Here is a 19,855-nt window from a genome sequence, read left to right as displayed (position 1 = left end):
GTCCTTTTATAGGCTACTTGTTGTATGTTGTTTGCTTATGATATGTATTAATGTGTGTTACTTATATAGTACTAACAGATTGAATTTAATTATCTTTAATCTAATTTGTTAGTAAATACGAATTATTAATAAACAATCAAAGTTTTTAAATATTCAAGCTACTGTTGTATATGTACACAATTTACTCAATCAACTATTAGTCTATTAGACTAAGGTTTAATAATTATTGAGTGTTCATATACTTTTATTTAATAGTATGTTTTTTATGTAAATAGGGTGTAGCCATGAGGATTATAGATAAGATAATCGTTGTTTGAACTCAGATACAACTAATGTCTAATATTTAATAGTGCACTGCTGAGTAATCCTTGATGAAAAGCCTAAGGCAAGTAATATAAATTGGAGACTAATATGTCACAAAGTATCTATCCAGTTCCTGCGCACATTAAAAACGCAGCGCTCGTCGATAATGAAAAATATAATACGATGTATAAACAGTCTATTGAGGACCCTGAAGGGTTTTGGGCTGAGCACGGTAAGCGTCTTGACTGGTTTACTCCATATTCAAAAGTAAAAAACACTTCATTTGATAAAGGCCATATCAATATCAAATGGTATGAAGATGGCTACCTTAATGCCTCATATAACTGTATTGATCGTCACTTAAAAACAAAAGCAGATAAAGTAGCGTTAATTTGGGAAGGCGATGATCCCTCGCAAAGCGAAAATATTACCTACCAACAACTACATGATGAAGTTGCTAAATTTGCCAATGGTTTAAAAAAGTTGGGTGTGAAAAAAGGTGACCGTGTTGCCATTTACATGCCAATGAGCCCACAAGCTATATATGCAATGCAGGCTTGTGCTCGTATAGGCGCAATTCATTCAGTTATTTTTGGTGGTTTTTCACCGTCAGCTATTGCGGATCGTATTAACGACTCGGGCGCTAAAGTGGTGATCACGTCAGATGAAGGCCGACGTGCAGGTAATTGTGTTCCGCTCAAAGCCAATGTAGATGAAGCGGTGTTACAAGATTCGGTAACTACCGTTGAGCATGTAGTTGTTCATAAACTGACCTCTGGCGATGTTGATTGGCATAGCCATGATATTTGGTGGCATGACTTAGTTGCTGATGAAGCACCCGAGTGTGAGCCTGAGCGCATGAACGCTGAAGACCCATTGTTTATTTTATATACCTCAGGTTCTACGGGGCAGCCTAAAGGTGTGGTACATACCACTGGTGGTTATTTAGTGTATTCATCAATGACTCATGAATATGTTTTTGACTTACAAGAAGATGATATTTTTTGGTGTAGTGCCGATGTGGGCTGGATCACAGGTCACAGTTATATTGCTTATGGCCCGCTTGTTAATGGGTGTACGCAAGTCGTATTCGAAGGTGTGCCAACTTACCCAACAGCAGGGCGTATGGGTGAAGTTGTTGATAAACATAACGTTACTATTTTATACACCGCACCTACTGCTATTCGAGCGCTTATGGCCAAAGGAGATGAGCCAATTGCCAGTTCAAATCGAGATAGCCTGCGTATTTTAGGTTCAGTAGGAGAGCCAATTAACCCCGAAGCGTGGACGTGGTACTACGAAAAAATTGGTAAATCTAACTGCCCAATCGTTGATACCTGGTGGCAAACTGAAACTGGCGGCATTATGATTGCGCCTCTTCCAGGTGCAACTGATATGAAACCAGGCTCTGCAACTCGTCCATTTTTTGGTATTGCACCGGCGTTATTTGATGCTGAGGGTAATACATTAGAGGGCGCTGTTGAAGGAAACCTAGTTATTTTAGATAGCTGGCCTTCGCAAGCACGAACTGTTTATGGCGATCACGAGCGCTTTGAGCAAACTTATTTTAGTGCTTACCCGGGTGTTTACTTCACCGGTGACGGTTGTCGTCGTGATGAAGACGGAGATTACTGGATCACAGGGCGTGTGGATGATGTGCTTAATGTATCTGGGCATCGTTTAGGTACTGCTGAAATTGAAAGTGCTTTAGTTGCTCATGAAGCCGTAGCTGAAGCTGCAGTTGTCGGTTACCCGCACGATATTAAAGGCCAAGGCATATATGTTTACATTACACCTAACGAGGGTGTAACGGTGAGTGATGAGCTAACAAAAGAGATCCGTAATTGGGTACGTAAAGAGCTTAGCCCTATTGCATCACCCGATATGATCCAATGGTCGCCAGGGTTACCAAAAACTCGCTCAGGCAAAATTATGCGTCGTATTTTACGTAAAATTGCTGCAAATGAGTATCAACAGCTTGGTGATACGTCGACACTCGCCGATCCGTCAGTCGTTGATGAGCTAGTAGAAAATCGATTAAATCGTTAATTTCGCGTTAAAAGCTTGATTAGAAGTTGATTCTAAACGTAGTATATCGGCTGTTGTCTATCGGATAGCAGCCGAATTTTTGGGAGTGAACAATGAGTCAGTTTTTAATAGCGGACGATCATCCGTTATTTCGCGAAGCATTAAAGGGCGCTTTGAGCGCAAAATTTGCAGGTTTAGAGGTTTTTGAATCGGCCGATTTTGATAGCACATTGAAAGTGTTAAGCGAACAAGAAGATCTTGATATATTACTACTAGATTTACACATGCCAGGTAACGGTGACTTGTACGGATTAATCCGTATTCGTGAAGATTATCCGAGTTTACCGATTGCGGTGGTTTCGGGTAGTGAAGATGTAAATATTGTTTCTAAGGTAATGGGTTATGGCGCTATGGGGTTTATTCCCAAATCATCTTCATCGGATGATATTGCTAATGCAATAAACCAAATACTTGAAGGCGACACTTGGCTGCCAACCGAACTAAAAAGTAAGGTAGCTGAAATAGAAGGCGAAGATAGGGAAATTGCCGCACAAGTTGCATCACTTACTCCACAGCAATACCGTGTATTACAATATTTGCACGAAGGCTTACTTAATAAACAAATAGCTTACGAATTGCATATTTCAGAAGCCACAGTCAAAGCACACATTACTGCCATATTTAGAAAACTCGGTGTTTATAACCGAACTCAAGCTGTTTTAATTGCCGCAAAATTACAACTAGAACCCATAGAGCAAGTTTAAACAGGTTAAATTAGAGGCGAGAGCCTCTTTTTTGCAACTCAAGCATGCGAAACCATTCAGTTACTATGACATAACAAGTCATTCATCTTTATTACATGACCTGCTGGGTAAATAATGCTAGGTTACGGGCATTTTGTAATTAAGAGAGCATGGTATGTCAGACTCAATAGACTCACCAAACACATCCCAAGATGAAAATCAGGTCGCAAAGAACGGCTGGTTTAATCGATTTTTAGCCACTGTAGAATTTTTAGGGAACATGCTTCCCCACCCAATTACGTTATTTGCATTGTTTTGTATTGCCATTATTTTATTTAGTGGTGTTGCCGATTGGTTTGGACTCAGCGCTATTGATCCACGGCCTGAGGGCTCTGCTGGGCGCGATCCAGATGGTGTTATTGAAGTAGTAAGCTTACTCAGTGCAGAAGGCTTACAACGTATTGTAACGGGGCTGGTGACTAACTTTACTAGCTTTGCGCCATTAGGGACGGTATTAGTTGCGCTATTAGGTGTGAGTGTAGCTGAGCATTCAGGGCTATTGTCTGCCGCTATGCGTGGCATGGTAATGGGGGCATCAAAACGCTTAGTGACCTTTATGGTGGTGTTTGCCGCTATATTATCAAATACAGCTTCTGAGCTTGGCTATGTGGTATTGATTCCGCTAGCGGCAATGATATTTCATAGCTTAGGTCGTCATCCGCTTGCCGGTCTTGCTGCGGCATTTGCTGGGGTATCTGGTGGTTACAGTGCTAATTTATTATTGGGTACTATCGATCCGTTACTAGCCGGTATTACCACGCCAGCTGCACAAATGATTGACCCAACATACCAAGTAGGCGCAGAAGCAAACTGGTATTTCATGATGATATCGGTATTTTTAATTGCCATATTAGGCACGCTAGTTACTGAGAAAATTGTAGAGCCGCGATTAGGCAAATATAACCCAGACGAAGCCAGTGAAGATTTAGCTCAAAACAACATTGCCGGTTTAACTGACAAAGAAAAGTCGGGCTTAAAATGGGCTGGATTCTCATTACTTGTTGTTTCATTACTACTCGCGTGGACAGTTGTACCCGCAGACGGTATTTTACGTAACCCAGAAACAGGCCTAGTTGCTCACTCGCCGTTTTTAAAAGGGATTGTGGTTTTTATTTTTGTCACCTTTGGTATTCCAGGTTTTGTGTATGGCCGCGTTGTTGGCACCATGAAAAATGATAAAGACGTGATTAACGCCATGAGCAAAAGTATGAGCTCTATGGGAATGTACATTGTATTAGTCTTTTTTGCTGCGCAATTTGTGGCATTTTTTAAGTGGACTAACTTAGGTACTATTTTAGCCATTAATGGCGCTGCATTATTACAGGCACTTAGCCTAACGGGGCCGGAAGTATTTGTGCTGTTTATTTTAATGTGTGCTTTAGTGAACTTAACGCTAGGCTCATCGTCAGCGCAGTGGGCAGTAACAGCCCCTATTTTTGTTCCTATGCTGATGCTTATAGGTTATGCCCCCGAGACAATTCAAGCAGCTTATCGTATTGGTGATTCGGTAACTAACTTAATTACCCCGATGATGAGTTACTTTGGCTTGATCCTCGCGGTTGCCACTAAATACAAAAAAGACATGGGAATAGGTACTTTGGTAGCGACTATGTTGCCATATAGTATTATTTTCTTTGTTGGTTGGGTGGTGCTGTTTTACTTATGGGTATTTGTTTTAGGTATGCCAGTAGGCCCTGGGGCACCAACGTATTACACACCCTAACTAAGTAAGGTTTAATATTTACTTAAAAAATGCCAGCTTATTAGCTGGCATTTTTATTTAAAAAGTAAAAATTATGAAAATACGACGGTTTTATTGCCATTAATAAATAGCTTATGTTCTGATGCTAGTTGCAATGCTTTACAAAACACTGTTTTTTCCACGTCTTTACCCATTTTAGCCATCATTTCAGCCGTATTAGCATGAGTTACACTCGATACGTCTTGTAAAATAATAGGGCCTTCATCTAGCTCATTATTTACAAAGTGAGCCGTGGCACCAATAATTTTTACACCGCGCTCAAACGCCTGATGATACGGTTTAGCACCAATAAAAGCCGGTAAAAATGAGTGATGAATATTGATGATTTTACCCTCAAATCGACCAACAAACTCAGGGCTTAAAATACGCATGTATTTAGCTAACCCAATAATGTCAGGGTTATAGCTGGCAATTAAGTCACCGACTTTTTCGTCGTGCTCACTGCGCGTAAGTCCTTCATGAGAAACCACATGAAAAGGAATATCAAATCCCTTAACCAAAGGCTCTAATGTAGGATAATTGGCAATCACGGCAAGTATCTCTATGTTTAGGGTTTGTTCAAATTGTTTTAACAACATGCCGCCTAAACAGTGGGCTTCTTTTGTGGCTAATAAAACAACTTTGGTCTTTTCTTCACCGTGTAGCGCCACTTTTGCACCTGCGGGTAATACTTCGCGCAGCTGTGCTAAAAACTCAGTGTGGGGTTCGCCAGTGAGTTCAGTGCGCATAAAAAAGCGCTGTGCATCTTTATCTACAAACTCGTTATTACGAATAATGTTTAAGTTATGTCTGTGACACAGTCCGGTAATTTTGGCGATTAAGCCAATATCATCGGCGCATTGGGTGGTTAGTATGTAACTCATTTTCCTCATTCTTACCCAGTAGTTAGTTGCTTCATTATTTGCGTTTTAACTCAGAAAGCAAGACCTTTGTGTGATGCCCAATATTTAATTTCATTAAAGCTAAAATAGCGTTAGTCAGGTTAATTTAGCTTTAAGGAAGTTTAACAAGCTGTGTACTGGCTATTTGAAAGGCTAAATTGGTTTTGGTTCTTTATTACTGCTTATATACTATCGTCTAGTTATAAAGTGTTTTTTAGTGTGTTTTACTATTGTAAGAGTGTATTAGATTGCTAAACGATCTCGTTTGTGCTTAATTTGTATACAGGTATGCGTTGTATAGTAATGCAAACAATGAAATTTTTTAGCTAACGGGCTACAAAATAAAAAGAGCTTGATGGCTTGTAATGTTAATTGGAGAAATAATGGGTAATTTAAGCTTAAAAAACAAATTGCTACTGTTGGCTGTTTTACCATTAATTGTATTGCTAATCAGTTTTATGGCGGGTTCATATTATTTAGAGAAGCAAAATCAGCAGCAATACTTTAATGAATTCAAAACCAAACTAATAGCAGATAAACAAACGCTGCTAAAAACAGAAATTGAAATTGGTTCTCAAATAGTGCAATACCAATTAGCACAAGGTAATGAACAAGACGCAAAAAATGCGCTAAGGGATTTAAAATTTGGCGAAGATGGCTATTATTTTATTTACGATACCGATGGCGTGAGTGTTTTTCATGCATTGTTAGGCGATGCAATTGAAGGGCAAAATAAAATAGACATGACCGACCCAAACGGTAAAAAAATAGTGGTTGGTTTACTAGAGCAAGCTCGTAAAGGGGGTGGGTCTTTTACCTATCACTTTCAAAAACCCAACACGACGGGTTTGATTGAAAAAATAGGGTATGCAGCCATGATCCCAGGTACTAACTGGATGATTGGTACGGGTACTTATATGGATGACATTGAGGCTGAACTAGTTAAATACCAAGCAACCATGGCTGAGCATTTAACTGAAAAAATGACCACCTTATTTTTAATATCACTTCTGCTACTTGGTTTAGCAGCCGTGGGTGCCTTATATGCAGCGAGTAATATGGTTAAACCAATACATCGAATGGTACAAAGTTTAGATGACATAGCCAAAGGTGAAGGTGATTTAACCAGAAGATTAGTGATTGACACCCATGATGAAATTGGTCAACTAGGTGAATCGTTTAATCTGTTTGTTAGTAAGCTGCATAGTATTATTTCGGGCGTGGTCGATGTGACGAGCGATGTTAAAACGGCCTCATCAGATATCAATACGCAAACCTTATTAATTGAAGATAAATTATTGAAACATAACCATGAAACTGAACTAGTAGTCACCGCTATTACTGAAATGTCAGCAACCTCGCATGAAGTGGCACAAAATACCACACAAGTTGCGGTATCAACGCAGGCAGCAACAAAAGAAGTGGCCAATGCGCAAGATTGTGTGGATGTTTCACTCAGTGAAGTTTCAAACTTAATGGGCGAAATTAACCAAGCCGCTGAGCAAGTAAACTCGTTAAGTGAACAGTCTAAAAAGATTAATAGCGTGTTGAGTGTTATTGGGGGTATTGCTGAGCAAACGAACTTACTGGCATTAAACGCCGCTATTGAGGCTGCACGAGCGGGTGAGCAAGGTCGTGGTTTTGCCGTTGTAGCTGATGAAGTAAGAAGCTTAGCAAGCCGTACTCAAGATAGCACATTAGAAATTAATGAAATGCTTAGCGAATTACATAACTTAGTCACTGCGGCTGTAGGAGCCATGCAAGCGAGTCAACAAAGCTGTAACCGCTCTGTAGAGTCTTCACGCGCTATATCTGAAAGTTTAGGTGCGGTTACTACATCGGTAACAACAATTAACGATATGAGTACACAAATTGCCACCGCAGCTACTGAGCAAAGTAGCGTTACAGAAGAGATAAACCGTAACGTGTATGCAATTCAAGAAATTGTGAATGAATTAACGCAATCGAGTAAAACGACTTCTTCGGTAAGTCAGCACTTAGCGGGACGAGGTCAAAACTTAGGTGATTTAGTTGGTCAGTTTAAAATATAAATAACACTTAGCTATTAATTGCTTTTGGAAGCCGTGACTTATTTAGTTACGGCTTTTTTTTGCTTTATTTTTAGCTAAAGCGCAATAGTTTATAGCCTGCTACATCCATAAATATTTAACAGCACAGCGATTTTTTAATATTTTTATTAGCGACTAATGTACACTATAAGGGTCTGTTGACCTTTTTGGATTGAAACATGTTCAACCTCGAAAGATAAACAGATCCTAGCTAATCTCATTAATAAGTACTTACTTATTACAGTAAATTTATAGTGAAACGACTATTTTAGGGTTTTTAAATGATAGAGTATCCGGTTGATCAGTTACCACAACTCATAAATGACTTATTGCAGTGTGATACCACTGAGCGCAAAAATAAATTACTTATAGATGCTCAGCAAACTTTATCAACTGAGCACTTATCTTTATTGTTTGAGGCGATCCCTAAAGAGCAGCGTCTTGAAATTTGGCATTTATTAGATGAAGACACGCAGCACGAAATTTTTGTTAATTTAAGTGAAGATAGCTGTTTATGGTTACTACAAACACTAGATGACAGTGCCGGATTTAAATTATTAGACGAAGTAAATGTTGAAGAGCTACTTGAGTTAGAAGAAGTTATTCCACAACGTTTTATTGATTACGCTAAAAAACAACTCGATGAAGCACAAACTAAGCAATACGAACTGGCTCAGCAATATACACCAGAGCAATTAGGTCACTGGATTGGGTTTGATTTTTTAAAGGTGTCAGACAAACTCACTGCGGGTGGCGCTAAAAAGCTGCTACACAAAGGCTTACCGCAATACAGCGAAGTTATTTATTTGGTGAGCCGTAAAGGTAGCTTAATCGGTGAAGTTGCGGTTAATGATCTGATAAAAGCGCATGATAACGAGAGTTTAATGACGTTAGCTAATCATGACTTTACCTCATTGCACGCAGACCATGATTTATATGAAGCCGCTGAAGTGGTTATTCATAGCGAGAAAATGGCCATGCCAGTGGTTAATGCCGATAACAAATTAATAGGGCGTTTAACCATTGCATCAGCTTATGAATTACGTCAAGAAATAGCCGACGAAGCGGCAGCAAAGGCCGGTGGTTTACGAGAAGACGAGGACTTATTTGCCAGTGTTCGTAAAAGTGCTAAAAACCGTGGTATTTGGTTAGGTATCAACTTAGCAACGGCATTTTTAGCCTCGTGGTTTATCGGTTTGTTTGGCGCAACTATAGAGCAAGTGGTTGCACTTGCGGTATTAATGCCTGTAGTGGCGTCAATGGGCGGTATTGCCGGTAGCCAAACCTTAACGGTTATTGTACGAGGACTGGCTCTGGGTCAGGTTACTGACTCAAACCGAAACGCATTACTTAAAAAAGAGTTGCGAGTAGGGGCGGTAAATGGCTTGGTGTGGGCATTAGTGATTGGTTTGCTAACCTTTGTATGGTTTAACGATATTATGCTCAGTATAACCATTACTGTGGCAATATTACTTAACTTAGTGGCAGCATCGTTGGCGGGCGTAGTGATCCCCTCTATTTTAGATAAAATGAAAATTGACCCTGCGTTGTCGGGTTCAGTGATTTTAACCACAGTCACTGATATTGTCGGCTTTGTGACCTTTTTAGGGTTAGGTAGTTTGTTATTACTGTAATTTTTATATAAAGATTAATCTCTTATCTACAGCATTTAAAATTAATCTAAACGCCAGTAAAGTAACTCAATTTAGTGGCTTTTAGGGTAGATATAGCGCCATGGAATGGCCTTTAATTTAAACTTTAAACAACAGTACTTATTTTATTTCTACCTTCGGTTTTTGCGCGGTACAAAGCCGTGTCTGCGGCGTACAACAGCGCCTCGTAGGTACGGTATTGACTATTGTGCTCACAGGCAATCCCTTGGCTCACACTAACTTTAACCTCTGGTGGCAGGCCTATATCTGTAAATGTCATCGCATTAATTTGTTGTTGTACATGCTTGGCAACAATCGTTGCACTTTTTATATCGCAACGCGGTAAAATAATAGCAAACTCCTCACCGCCATATCTCGCTGCCAAACACTCTCTTGACGGGATACAATGCAAAAGCATTTTTGCAATTTTTTGTAAGCATTTATCACCTTTAATATGCCCATAGGTGTCGTTGAATTTTTTAAAGTGATCTACATCAATCAATATGCTGGTTAGAGGTTGTTGGCTTTGAATACTTTCTTGCCAGTATTTTTTTAGTGACTCATCTAAAGCTAAACGATTAGCGAGCCCAGTTAAGTGATCGGTTGAAGCTTGTATTTTTAAACGGTTGTACATCGCTTTATGCGTACTGAGATCATGAAGTATGCAAACGTATAATTTTTGCGCCGATGCAATACTTTTTGGCATACTAGATATTGATAAGTCTGCTTCAATAATATCACCATTCGCTTTATTTATTTTTATTTCATTTGGGCCAAAGCTAAGGGAAGTATCTTTAATGTCTATCCAATTTAATAACGTCTGTTTATATTTATCAAGGTCTGCACCGTGTAAAAACGACAGTAAATTTTCGCCTATTAGAGATTGCTGAGAGTAACCTAATAGCTGTGCTGCTTTTGGGTTTGCAAACTCAAAACCACCGTGCTCATTAAGTACAAAAATGCCTTCGGCGGTGCCGTTAAATAATTCAATTAAAGCGCCAAATTGGGTATGAGAAAAAGGACTCGATAAAGCGCAATCGAAGGGGAGTGCTTTATCGTTTTTAACCGCTGGAGTCTCTTTTTTATTAATTTGTTTAGACACGTTTTAGCCTTAGCATGATACAGACGTTTTTGATGTCTACAAATTTACATAAAAAAGTGCAATTAAACCTTTCGGTAATCTTCTGCTTTTAAGTTTTTGATTAATAGTATTTTTTATTATGCACAGGCGTTAAAGGCCTGTGCAATTTGGAAAACAAAAATTAAATATTAAGCGTTGTTTATTAATTTTTGTCTTTATTTTCAATTTGTGGGTCGGCGCTTTCATAGGCTTTACCATTGCACTCAACATTAAATATTAAACACACAGTGCCATTATTTTCATCTGTGTCTGTGATGGTGATTGATTGGCCATCATCATTGATTTCTGATTTAAAATCACCAGCACAGTCGCCTTCTTTATCAGTGATAGTGGCTCCGGTGAATAAAAAACCTTTAGCAAGTGTTGCTTCATTTAAGCTATAAATACCTGCGGTTTCAGTTCTGACAACGCCACCGCCAGAGACTTCTTTGTTATCTTTAAAGTATGTAAAATTGGCGTTGTCGTTACTGTCTAATTCAATATTTACAGTAAAGTTAATTTGTTCTTGAGAGCTATCCATATTATTTCCTTTTGTATTCGTGGTTATAGTTTAAAGTGAGTAATGCCTAATTTAACTAGACTTGCTTTTATTTTGGGGATTTCGTTTGCTCTATTTAAGCAGGTGTATGCCTGTAACAGCGGGTGCGTTACGTGAACGCTTTGGTTTATTTTTACTGTTTCAGCAATGGCTTTAAGCGCATTTAAGCAAAATTGCTCTCGCTGTACGGTATTTTCAGCTAATTTAGCTTTAAGTAAATTTATATTCGTAAAGTCTACATTATCACCACTCTTTGCTTTATTAGCTATGTACTGTTGGTAGCTTGTATCACTTTCAAGGGCTGTTAAAAACTCATATGCTTTAAGTGGTGACTGTCTATCAATAAAGTACTGTATAAGGATCAATTGAGTATTAATTGCAAAGTTATTTTTAAAGCCCTGCACTTTCAAAAAGTTAATAATATCCTTAACTCGGTTATCAATGTTTTTATTAGGTGAAAGCATTAGCTGGTGGGCTAAAAAACGATAATAAGAATGTTGAATGTCTTTACTTTTTGGATCTTGCAATCGTGCGGTATTAACTGTTTTTGTGGCTTGCTGTGCTTTTTTGTAGGCTGGTTGTTTATTTGGCAGGTAGCTCAAAAGGTAGCTTTGTTGAATATAAGTATAAGCTAAACTGCTTGATAAACTGGCATCATCTGGATATTCAATTAATAAACTTTTTAACTCATTAGATGCATTTTCATACATGGTTAATGCGGCATTAAAGTTACCTAGCCTTTCTTCTGTCTTTGCCAGCCAACTGATGGTATCGGCTTTATCGCGCAGTAAGTTTTTGTTGCTGGGTTTAAGCTCAAGGGCTTCATTTTTAAGGGCGAGCGACTTTGTAAAGCGTTGTTTCGCGGCAGTGTAGTTAAATTGCTTTAAATACAAAGAGCCCAGCGAATTATGCGAATACGATAGCTCCATAATCGAGTTAAAACCATTCGGTGCTAATGAATACATTTTCTCGCTGTAGGCATGATATTTTTTAAATAATGGCTCAGTAGCAGCGTAATCACTTTTATCATAATGAAGCTGACCGAGCCAAAAGGCATTGGCACCGGCAAGCGTTAATAGCTCTAAATTATCTGGTTGTATTTTTAATAGTGCTTCAAGGCGAATGCGGGCGTTTTCAAAGGCAGTGAAGGCCTCAATGGTTTTACCGCGAGAATAGGCCACTTCGCCCATAGCCTCAAGAGTTTGTGCATATTGAAAGCGGTTGTTAAATTCGGCTTTTTGGTCGTTAAAACTAAAAAGAGAGCTGGGCTCATCTGCTTGATTGGTAAAATACTCAAGTGCTTTATTACTAATGCCATCGAGCAAATCCATACGCTTAACGCTGCGCAGTTTATCGGCAAAGTCACCGACCATAAAGCCAAGTAGGCTTTCGGCCTCTTGGCGCTTTTGCTGTGCAAGTTGCTGCGCTTGAAAACTGGTAACACTCATAAATAGGGCAACACAGGTAAGTAAGCAAAGCAGAGCGACCGTGCCGCGTTTTATGATTGTTTTTGTTTTACTGTGTTTAAGAGAGCTGGTTATAAGCGCGCGTTCGTCATTGTCTAGTTTGAATATATTGTCGTTTAATAACGTGAGCGCTTCTTGCAATGGTTTACCCGGTGCTAATAGGTAAGCGCTACTTTTATGTTCATTAAGCCACTGTTGCGTGTGGTGGTGCAAACGGCTTTTAATAGCAAGGGCGTCTTTATGATCGTTTATCCACTGTTTGGCACGTGGCCATTGGCGTAATAATGCCTCGTGGGCAAGGCTAAAGCAGGCTTCTTGGTTTTGTAAGTGCGATACAAATAAGCGACTGTCGACCATGGCTTGTACAAGCTCTTTTTGGCTGGTGTTGGTTAATGCTTGTAAGCGGGCCGCACGGCTAGTAATGGTTTTACCATCTGGGTTTAGCGTCACTAACTGCGATAATACGCTTTTTAGTTGCTGTTGTTGTTTTGCGCTCAGCCCAATAAAAACATCTTCTGCCTTTTTACCAATAGCGCCTTCAATACCGCCGAGTTTTTCATACACGCTGTGCAATAACTCATTATTTTCACTGCGCTGTAAATACAGCTCTTGCAGTGTGTATTGCAACATGGGCAGGGCATCAGGGTTGTTGGCGGTATCTGCAAAGAGTATTTCATCCAGCGGAGTTTTGGTTTGCGGGTCGTGTGAGAACGTTAAATTAGCGGTTAATGCCGGCAAGCGAATAATTTGTTGTAGTTCCTGGCGGTTGGGCGGGGTTAAATCATAATGGGCGCCGTTCGCTTTTGCGGCCATAAGGCTGGGTTGCTCTACCACTAAAGGGTAAAAGTCGTTACGACACGCACTAAATACGATCACCGCTTTAGAGGTGGCTAAACGTTCAATAATCGATAAAAAATGACTTCGGGTGTTGGGACTAAATAGTGGCGATGAAAGCAGCACCTCTAAGCGGTCTATAAACAAAAAAAACTGCGGTGTGTTTAGCTTTGTATTTGCCTTACTGATTGCAGTTTGTAACGTGTTTATCACTTCGTCAATTGTGTGCTCTAATTGCTGCGCCAGTGTTTGCGAGCTTAATCCTTCAAATACGGGTTGTTGGTTTATATCCCAATCAAGCATGGCTGAGGCTAAATCTAAATACAGTCTAGTTTGATGCACATCTGCAAAGTCGAGCTGAGTGTATGAAACAACGCCAATACCATCATAACCGCGCTCATCAAGTAGCTTTGGTAAAATACCCGCATTGACTAACGACGATTTACCCGTACCACTTGGGCCAAGTATTAAGCAAAAAGCACGGCCAGATTTTACTTGGTTTGATACGTTTTCGAGTAAGGTGGTGATGGCTTGGTTACGACCAAAAAATAAATGGGTATCGGTTGGGTTATACGCGCTTAAACCTAAAAAAGGAGAACCACCTTGCCACGTGTTTATAGAGCTTGATGTATCTTCTGCAAATGGAAATTCAAGTTTTGCAATAATACGGTAGCCGCGTTTACGAATGGTTTCTATGTATAGCGGGGAGCTTGCCTTATCACCCAGTGCTTTTCGCAGTTGTGTGATGGTTTTATGCAGTGGGTTATCGCCTACTTCAATGTTTTGCCAGCACTGATTGAGTAATTCGTCACTGGTGACAATTTCGCCCTTTTGTAAGCAAAGATATAATAATACATCCATTGCTTTAGGTTCTAATTGCGTTACTTTTTCAGCACATTGTATACAATTGCTGGCAGGTGTTACCTGCCAGTCGCCTAGATAAAAAGGTGATTGATGCATAAGGACTCGTTATTATTTTATTTGTAAGCACGCTTAATTAATTTAATATGATTTAAAATCATATTAAGGTTTTTATTTATTTTAGGTCGCTTTTATTAAGCGTAACAATGCGTTGTGGAAACGGAATTTCAATATTGGCATCGTTAATCGCTTTATACACACCGCCATTTATAGCGAGTTTAGTTTCAATAATTTTAGTGGTGGGCACCCAATAACGATAACTAATGGTGACGCCGCTATCAGCAAAACGTTCTATACCAATTTGTGCATTGGGTTGTTTAGCTACGAGTTCGTGATTGACTAATACGTTTTCAATAAGGCTTATCGCAGTATCACTACAGGCACTGTAGGCTATGTCTATTTCACCTTTTACCAGTGAATAATTAAATGAGTTATGTAGAATTTCGCCAACAATATGTTTGTTAGGAATGGTTATTTCTACTTTTTCTTCATTAATTAATACGGTGTGCCCCAGCTCAATTATTTTTACTTGGCCACTAACGCCTTTTACTTCTATGGTATCGCCAACCACAAATGGCCGCGTAGCAATAATAGCAAGACCCGCACCATAGTTAGAAAGCATGCCTTGTAACGCTAAGCCTGCGCCCAATGAGGCGGCACCTATTGCAGCTACGAATGGGGTCACACTAATGCCAATTTTACCAAGCGCAATAATGATCACCATAATGATCAGCAGTACTTTTACAACATTACTGACAAAATTAGTCAGGGTGATATCAATGTTGTGGCGGGTCATTAAGTTTGCTACAACTTCGGCGAGCTTTTTAGCGACCCACAGGCCAACGAGTAGAATAAAAATAGCGCCCACTATTTGCATACTGTAGGTAACTAAATACTCGGTAAGTAGGGCGTAGTACTTTTCAAATTGCTGAATTTCGGAACTGATCATGCTGGGCTCTATTTTTAGCGATACTGTTATCCGCTTACTATAACAAAGTGTTAACTAAAATTGGATATAATAGTGGTACTATCACTGCGGTTAATAATGCACTGAGTGCCATAGCCACTGATGAAAATGCGCCTATTTTTGGGTGTTCGGCAATAGCTGCCGCGGTACCAATTGCATGGCACGCGGTACCGATTGCAATTCCTTGTGCCTCAAAGTTATAAATCTTAACTAATTTGAGCAATATAAAGCCAAATAAAGCCCCCAATAAACCAATAAAAATAACCATGGCAGCGGCAAGTGAGCTAATTCCTCCTAATGAGTCAGTAACCAGCAGTGTAATAGGGGTTGTTACACTGAGTGCCGCAACAGAGGCGCTCAATTGTGAGGGCACAGCAAATAAAATACTTAATACAAAAGCCACTAGTGTGGCGTTAACAATACCTATACTGCAAGTAGCGACAATTAATAGTAAGTTTTTACGTACGTGCATAAATTGCTGATAAAGCGGCAAGGCTAAAGCAACTATGGCCGGCTCTAATAGCCAACTTAGTAACTGACTATGTGAGGCAAATTGTGAATAAGGTAATTTAAGGTTAACTAACAGTAGGGCAATAATGCCAATGCTTAAAAAAACAGGGTTGGTTAATGACTTTAAAATACTCTGGTTTATTTTAAGATTAACCGCTCTTAGCGCAATAAAGAGAATAATAATAAATGGCACGGTTAACCACCATAGGCTGGGGTTTATGCTAGTGGTTAAGTTAGTCATTATTAGCTCTGCCTTTAAAGTAGCCCACTAGGCTTGCCACTAAAATTAAACTACTGAGTGGGACTAATAAGATGACCGCAGTTAAGAAAGGCCAATGTGATTTAATCAGCCCTAAATGTTCTATAAAACCGACGCCTGCAGGAATAAAGAAAATAGGCATTACATTCAAAATAGGTGATGCGCAGGGGGCGAGTTGATGTTCTTTAACTATGCCTAATAACAGTAACGTTAGCAGCAAAACCATGGCGAGTAGAGGAGCAGGAAAACTTGCATCAAGAAGATGCATAATGAATTTGCTTGTTGCCAAGCACAATAAAATAATTGCGCTACTTAGTAGGTATTTCATTAATTTGGCTCACTAGAATAGAGGAGCCTAACTTTAACAAATAACGCTGTTTTATGCATTGTGCCTTAGTATTACCATCAATGTTACCAGCGCTTGGCGTTTGTAAACTCAATATCAGATTTCCCTTTAGCTTTAGCAATGGCTTTTTTAGTATTAGGGTTGATCAGTAAGCGAATTTGGCTCCATGTTTCTTTAGCGAGTATTTTTCGAGCAGGAGCTTTATAGCTTTGTTGAGTTACACGCTTTATTGCGGCTAATGTGTCAGGTGAGCGCGCTAGCAGTGTATCAAGCATCTCTTTAGTTGCTTTATCTGTATCGTCGGTTATTTTGGTTACTAAACCTAGTTCAAAAGCATGTTGTGCGTTTATTGGATTTGCGTGACTTGCTAACCAAAGCGCTTGGTCGCGTTTTACTAAGCCTGAAAGCATAACATTAGCGCCCATATCTGGGCATAACCCCCAGCGCGCTTCCATAATGGCGAGTTTGGCATCGTGGTGAACAATCCGGTAATCGGCACCCAGTGCTATTTGCAATCCACCCCCAAGGCAATTTCCGTTTATTTTGGCAATAACAGGCACACTCAATGATTGCCAACCAAGTACTACTTTTTGCGCTAAATTTTGATTACCAGGAAGCCATTTAAATAGGAGTTTTATAATATTCATTGGCGAGGCCATAACCGCGTTAATATCAAGCCCTGCACAAAAGTGTTCGCCTTCACCGGTTAATACAACCGCACGAATATTGGCATCTTTTTTAATATTTTTAATCACCTTGTTAAGCTCAATAAACATAGTAAAGCTTAAGGCATTTTGTTTTTCTACTCGATTTAATGTGACGGTGGCAATGCCCTGTTTTTTTTCTAGTTTTATCATCTTGCACTCCTCTGACCTGTTACTTGAGCTTATGTTTTTATTTGTGCTAAGTAAAGTGGGTGAAGATGAATAAAAAACAAAGTGAATTTTTTAATGCAATTGCGGTCTGTTATCTTTCAAGGCAAATTTAATCTTTAAAAGTCAACAGACCCTAATGCTAACCAATCCATTAATATCTATAAGTATTAGGTAAAAGTAAAAAAGTCAGTATTTAACGTGTTTTTTTTATCAAAACACTAACAACTTTTGATATTATGGCGCCAACTTAAAAGCTCAGAGGTTAACCACTCATGTCAGGTCCACGTTTATTTACGGTAGAAGAAGCAACCCATCAAGCTTATGATATTTTTTTGGAGCTGGCTCCCAACAACCTGAGTGATAAAGATGTTGAAGAATTTAACCTGCATCGTGAAGAACTTGGCTTTATTGAAGAAGATGAGCCCGATGAACAGTGGCAAGATTTTGTTGCACTAGAAATAGAGCCTGAGCATTTTATTCAAGTATTAGTGGGCCTTGAGTTTGATAACGAAGACGTCTTATTTGCGAAAATTTTAATTAGCCGTGATAAAGACGCGCCTTTTTGCCATATTTTATGGAAAGAAAGTGAATAACTTTTTCGGCCCCTTTTCATTATTACCATTTGCAAGAGAATGTATTTTGCGAAAGTACGTTGTATTACTGCTTTTATTATTTAGCTCCTACAGCTGGGCAGTGGATCCCTTTGAAGATTTTCATCAATATGGGGAGCTCTCCGATGAAGAAATTCATGAGCTACACAAAGGCGAAGTACTTTATGGTGATACCGAGTTTGGTTTTATTTTAAGTAAAGGTAATACCAACTCAACCAGTTTTAAACTCAAAGGTAATCTTTACCAAGATTTTGAAAACTGGCGTAATCAATTCAAAATAGATTCCTTATACAAACGTGACGAAAATGAAGAAACGGGCCAGTCGGATGTTACGGCTAATCGCGTGTTTGTTTCTGCGCAGGGTAACTATAAAGTTGGTGTTAAAAATTCGTCTTTCTTTATTTATGGCGATTATGAAGAGGATGAATTTAGCGGTCTGGATTTTAAAAGTACGGTGGCAACCGGCTATGGTGCACGTATTTATCAAGGGGTTAAAAACAAAGTAGATATAGATATTGGCCCTGGTTTATATCGCTCCGTTGCTGATGATGAGTCAACAATAAGCGAAGACGATAAAGACAAAATGGGTTACTTGTTACGTATTGCCATGCAATGGGAGCGATTAGTATCTAAGCGCACCCGATTTAACCAAGACATTAGTATAGAGCAGTCTTTATCTGGGCTTAACTCACGGTTAAAGTCAGAAACCGCCTTAATTAGCCAAGTGGTTGGGGCTGTATCGCTCAAGTTTGCTTATATGTACCGTTATAACTCTAAGCCTGAAGAAGATAAGCTTAAATATGATTCAGAGCTCAGCGCAACGTTAGTATACAGTTTTTAATTTTTTAACTTTTTAATTGAGAGTGTTATGTATCAGCATAAGCAGTATGCGGTATTTATATTTGTAGTATTGGCATGGATAGGTGGTTTTGTTGCACTTGCATGGAATTTAATGGGTGCCGATGTGCCGTTAATGGTATTTGCAGGTATTTTATTGCTGGTGGGTTTTTTATTTCATGGTTTAACCATTAAAGTTGATGAAGCCCATATTAGCTGGGCATTTGGTCCAGGCGTTGCGGGTCAAAAATTAGCACTAGAGGACATAGTTGACGTAAAAGCAGTACAAAACTCATACCGTCACGGTATTGGTATTCGCATTACACATGATGGTTGGATTTATTCAGTATCAGGCTTTAGTGCCGTGCAATTAACGCTTAAAGATGGCAGCCAATACCGCTTAGGGACTAATGACCAAGCAGGATTAGTTGCTGCGCTTGAAGATAAAATAACCCCTGGCGAAGCACCTGCAGCAGAGCCTCAAGTTAAATTACGTACGCATAATAATATGCTATAAAAAAAGCGCCTGAGGCGCTTTTTTTATTACTGGGTTAGGGTTTAGTGATCGTGACCACAACCGCCTTCACCATGTACATGGCCATGCTCAAGCTCTTCAGCCGTTGCATCGCGTACTTCTAAAATCTCTACATCAAAATTGAGCGTAATACCAGCGAGTGGGTTGTTACCATCAACAATCACTTCTTCGTCTTGAATATCGATGATCATGACTGACTGGTCGCCGTCATCGGTGGTTGCACGAAATTGCATGCCCACTTCAATGTCCATGCCTTCAAACATTGATTTTGGCACGGCTTGCATGAGGTGATCATGACGCTCACCGTAACCTTCTTCAGGTTCAACTTTTACACTTAGTGTATCGCCAGCTTGTTTGCCTTGCAGCGCGTTTTCAAGTCCTGAGATCAGGTAACCCGTACCAACGATAAAAATTAATGGCTCACCGCCAAATGAGTTATCAATGGTATTGCCGTCATTATCTAGTACAGAGTAATGCATTTTTACCACTTTATTTGCTGCAACGATCATAGTCATTC

Annotated in this window: 17 protein-coding genes; 8 read left to right on the top strand and 9 right to left on the bottom strand. The window is 39.5% G+C overall.

The features are described from left to right. Positions 1 to 411 precede the first annotated feature (411 nt). The 3 genes from acs to QL986_RS12530 all read left to right on the top strand — a co-directional run bounded on the left by acs (position 412) and on the right by QL986_RS12530 (position 4,857). Complete coding sequence (gene acs / locus QL986_RS12540) at positions 412 to 2,352, top strand: acetate--CoA ligase (RefSeq protein WP_290191592.1); 1,941 nt, start codon at positions 412 to 414, stop codon at positions 2,350 to 2,352. A 92-nt stretch (positions 2,353 to 2,444) separates the two neighbouring features. Beyond that, a complete protein-coding gene (locus QL986_RS12535; RefSeq protein WP_013465659.1) occupies positions 2,445 to 3,095 on the top strand; it encodes a response regulator transcription factor in 651 nt (216 codons plus the stop codon). A 154-nt stretch (positions 3,096 to 3,249) separates the two neighbouring features. Further along, positions 3,250 to 4,857: an AbgT family transporter gene (locus QL986_RS12530; RefSeq protein ID WP_028833942.1), complete on the top strand. Its 1,608-nt coding sequence runs from the start codon at positions 3,250 to 3,252 to the stop codon at positions 4,855 to 4,857. Positions 4,858 to 4,928: 71 nt separating this feature from the next. Here the strand turns inward: QL986_RS12530 and purU are convergent, their stop codons facing one another. Continuing rightward, a complete protein-coding gene (gene purU, locus QL986_RS12525; protein ID WP_013465657.1) occupies positions 4,929 to 5,759 on the bottom strand; it encodes a formyltetrahydrofolate deformylase in 831 nt (276 codons plus the stop codon). A gap of 401 nt (positions 5,760 to 6,160) precedes the next feature. Between purU and QL986_RS12520 the strand changes: the two genes are divergently transcribed. Then, complete coding sequence (locus QL986_RS12520; RefSeq protein ID WP_024602336.1) at positions 6,161 to 7,828, top strand: methyl-accepting chemotaxis protein; 1,668 nt, start codon at positions 6,161 to 6,163, stop codon at positions 7,826 to 7,828. Between the two features lie 299 nt (positions 7,829 to 8,127). Further along, entirely contained in the window at positions 8,128 to 9,480 is a 1,353-nt protein-coding gene (locus QL986_RS12515) for a magnesium transporter (protein WP_016899669.1), read from the top strand. 124 nt (positions 9,481 to 9,604) lie between these two features. On the opposite strand, the gene QL986_RS12510 is transcribed toward QL986_RS12515, so the two are convergent. From QL986_RS12510 to QL986_RS12480, 7 genes are all read right to left on the bottom strand, one after another. Continuing rightward, positions 9,605 to 10,600 carry a GGDEF domain-containing protein gene (locus QL986_RS12510; protein WP_024602337.1) on the bottom strand — a complete coding sequence of 332 codons (996 nt, stop codon included), beginning with the start codon at positions 10,598 to 10,600 and terminating at the stop codon, positions 9,605 to 9,607. Between the two features lie 181 nt (positions 10,601 to 10,781). Beyond that, on the bottom strand, positions 10,782 to 11,159 hold the full coding sequence (locus QL986_RS12505) for a DP-EP family protein (protein ID WP_016899671.1): 378 nt from the start codon (positions 11,157 to 11,159) through the stop codon (positions 10,782 to 10,784). A gap of 23 nt (positions 11,160 to 11,182) precedes the next feature. Then, positions 11,183 to 14,437 carry a winged helix-turn-helix domain-containing protein gene (locus QL986_RS12500; protein WP_024602338.1) on the bottom strand — a complete coding sequence of 1,085 codons (3,255 nt, stop codon included), beginning with the start codon at positions 14,435 to 14,437 and terminating at the stop codon, positions 11,183 to 11,185. A 76-nt stretch (positions 14,438 to 14,513) separates the two neighbouring features. Beyond that, positions 14,514 to 15,347 (bottom strand): mechanosensitive ion channel family protein, encoded by an 834-nt coding sequence (locus QL986_RS12495; RefSeq protein WP_024602339.1) that lies wholly within the window; start codon positions 15,345 to 15,347, stop codon positions 14,514 to 14,516. 37 nt (positions 15,348 to 15,384) lie between these two features. Continuing rightward, entirely contained in the window at positions 15,385 to 16,116 is a 732-nt protein-coding gene (locus QL986_RS12490) for an LrgB family protein (RefSeq protein WP_013465650.1), read from the bottom strand. Next, positions 16,109 to 16,462 carry a CidA/LrgA family protein gene (locus tag QL986_RS12485; RefSeq protein WP_013465649.1) on the bottom strand — a complete coding sequence of 118 codons (354 nt, stop codon included), beginning with the start codon at positions 16,460 to 16,462 and terminating at the stop codon, positions 16,109 to 16,111. The genes QL986_RS12490 and QL986_RS12485 overlap by 8 nt, the downstream gene beginning before the upstream one ends. Before the next feature lie 83 nt (positions 16,463 to 16,545). Beyond that, the gene (locus tag QL986_RS12480; protein WP_024602340.1) at positions 16,546 to 17,337 is read right to left on the bottom strand and encodes a crotonase/enoyl-CoA hydratase family protein; all 792 of its coding nucleotides are present in this window, start codon (positions 17,335 to 17,337) and stop codon (positions 16,546 to 16,548) included. Positions 17,338 to 17,627: 290 nt separating this feature from the next. Here QL986_RS12480 and QL986_RS12475 point away from each other — a divergent pair, with 290 nt between their 5' ends. From QL986_RS12475 to QL986_RS12465, 3 genes are read left to right on the top strand one after another with little or no spacing between them, the layout of a single operon-like run. Then, positions 17,628 to 17,948, top strand: a complete 321-nt coding sequence (locus QL986_RS12475; protein ID WP_013465646.1) for an HI1450 family dsDNA-mimic protein — start codon at positions 17,628 to 17,630, stop codon at positions 17,946 to 17,948. A 46-nt stretch (positions 17,949 to 17,994) separates the two neighbouring features. Then, positions 17,995 to 18,807, top strand: a complete 813-nt coding sequence (locus QL986_RS12470; RefSeq protein WP_013465645.1) for a DUF481 domain-containing protein — start codon at positions 17,995 to 17,997, stop codon at positions 18,805 to 18,807. A 27-nt stretch (positions 18,808 to 18,834) separates the two neighbouring features. Continuing rightward, the gene (locus tag QL986_RS12465) at positions 18,835 to 19,320 is read left to right on the top strand and encodes a hypothetical protein (RefSeq protein ID WP_013465644.1); all 486 of its coding nucleotides are present in this window, start codon (positions 18,835 to 18,837) and stop codon (positions 19,318 to 19,320) included. A 41-nt stretch (positions 19,321 to 19,361) separates the two neighbouring features. Here QL986_RS12465 and QL986_RS12460 read toward each other — a convergent pair whose 3' ends face one another. Continuing rightward, on the bottom strand, positions 19,362 to 19,847 hold the full coding sequence (locus tag QL986_RS12460; RefSeq protein ID WP_013465643.1) for a peptidylprolyl isomerase: 486 nt from the start codon (positions 19,845 to 19,847) through the stop codon (positions 19,362 to 19,364). Between the last annotated feature and the right edge of the window lie 8 nt (positions 19,848 to 19,855).

The sequence above is a fragment of the Pseudoalteromonas sp. APC 3250 genome (assembly GCF_030407915.1).
GTDB lineage: Bacteria > Pseudomonadota > Gammaproteobacteria > Enterobacterales > Alteromonadaceae > Pseudoalteromonas > Pseudoalteromonas tetraodonis.
The sequence above is the reverse complement of the archived record's forward strand: the minus strand, read 5'-3'. Positions and strand labels throughout refer to the sequence as shown.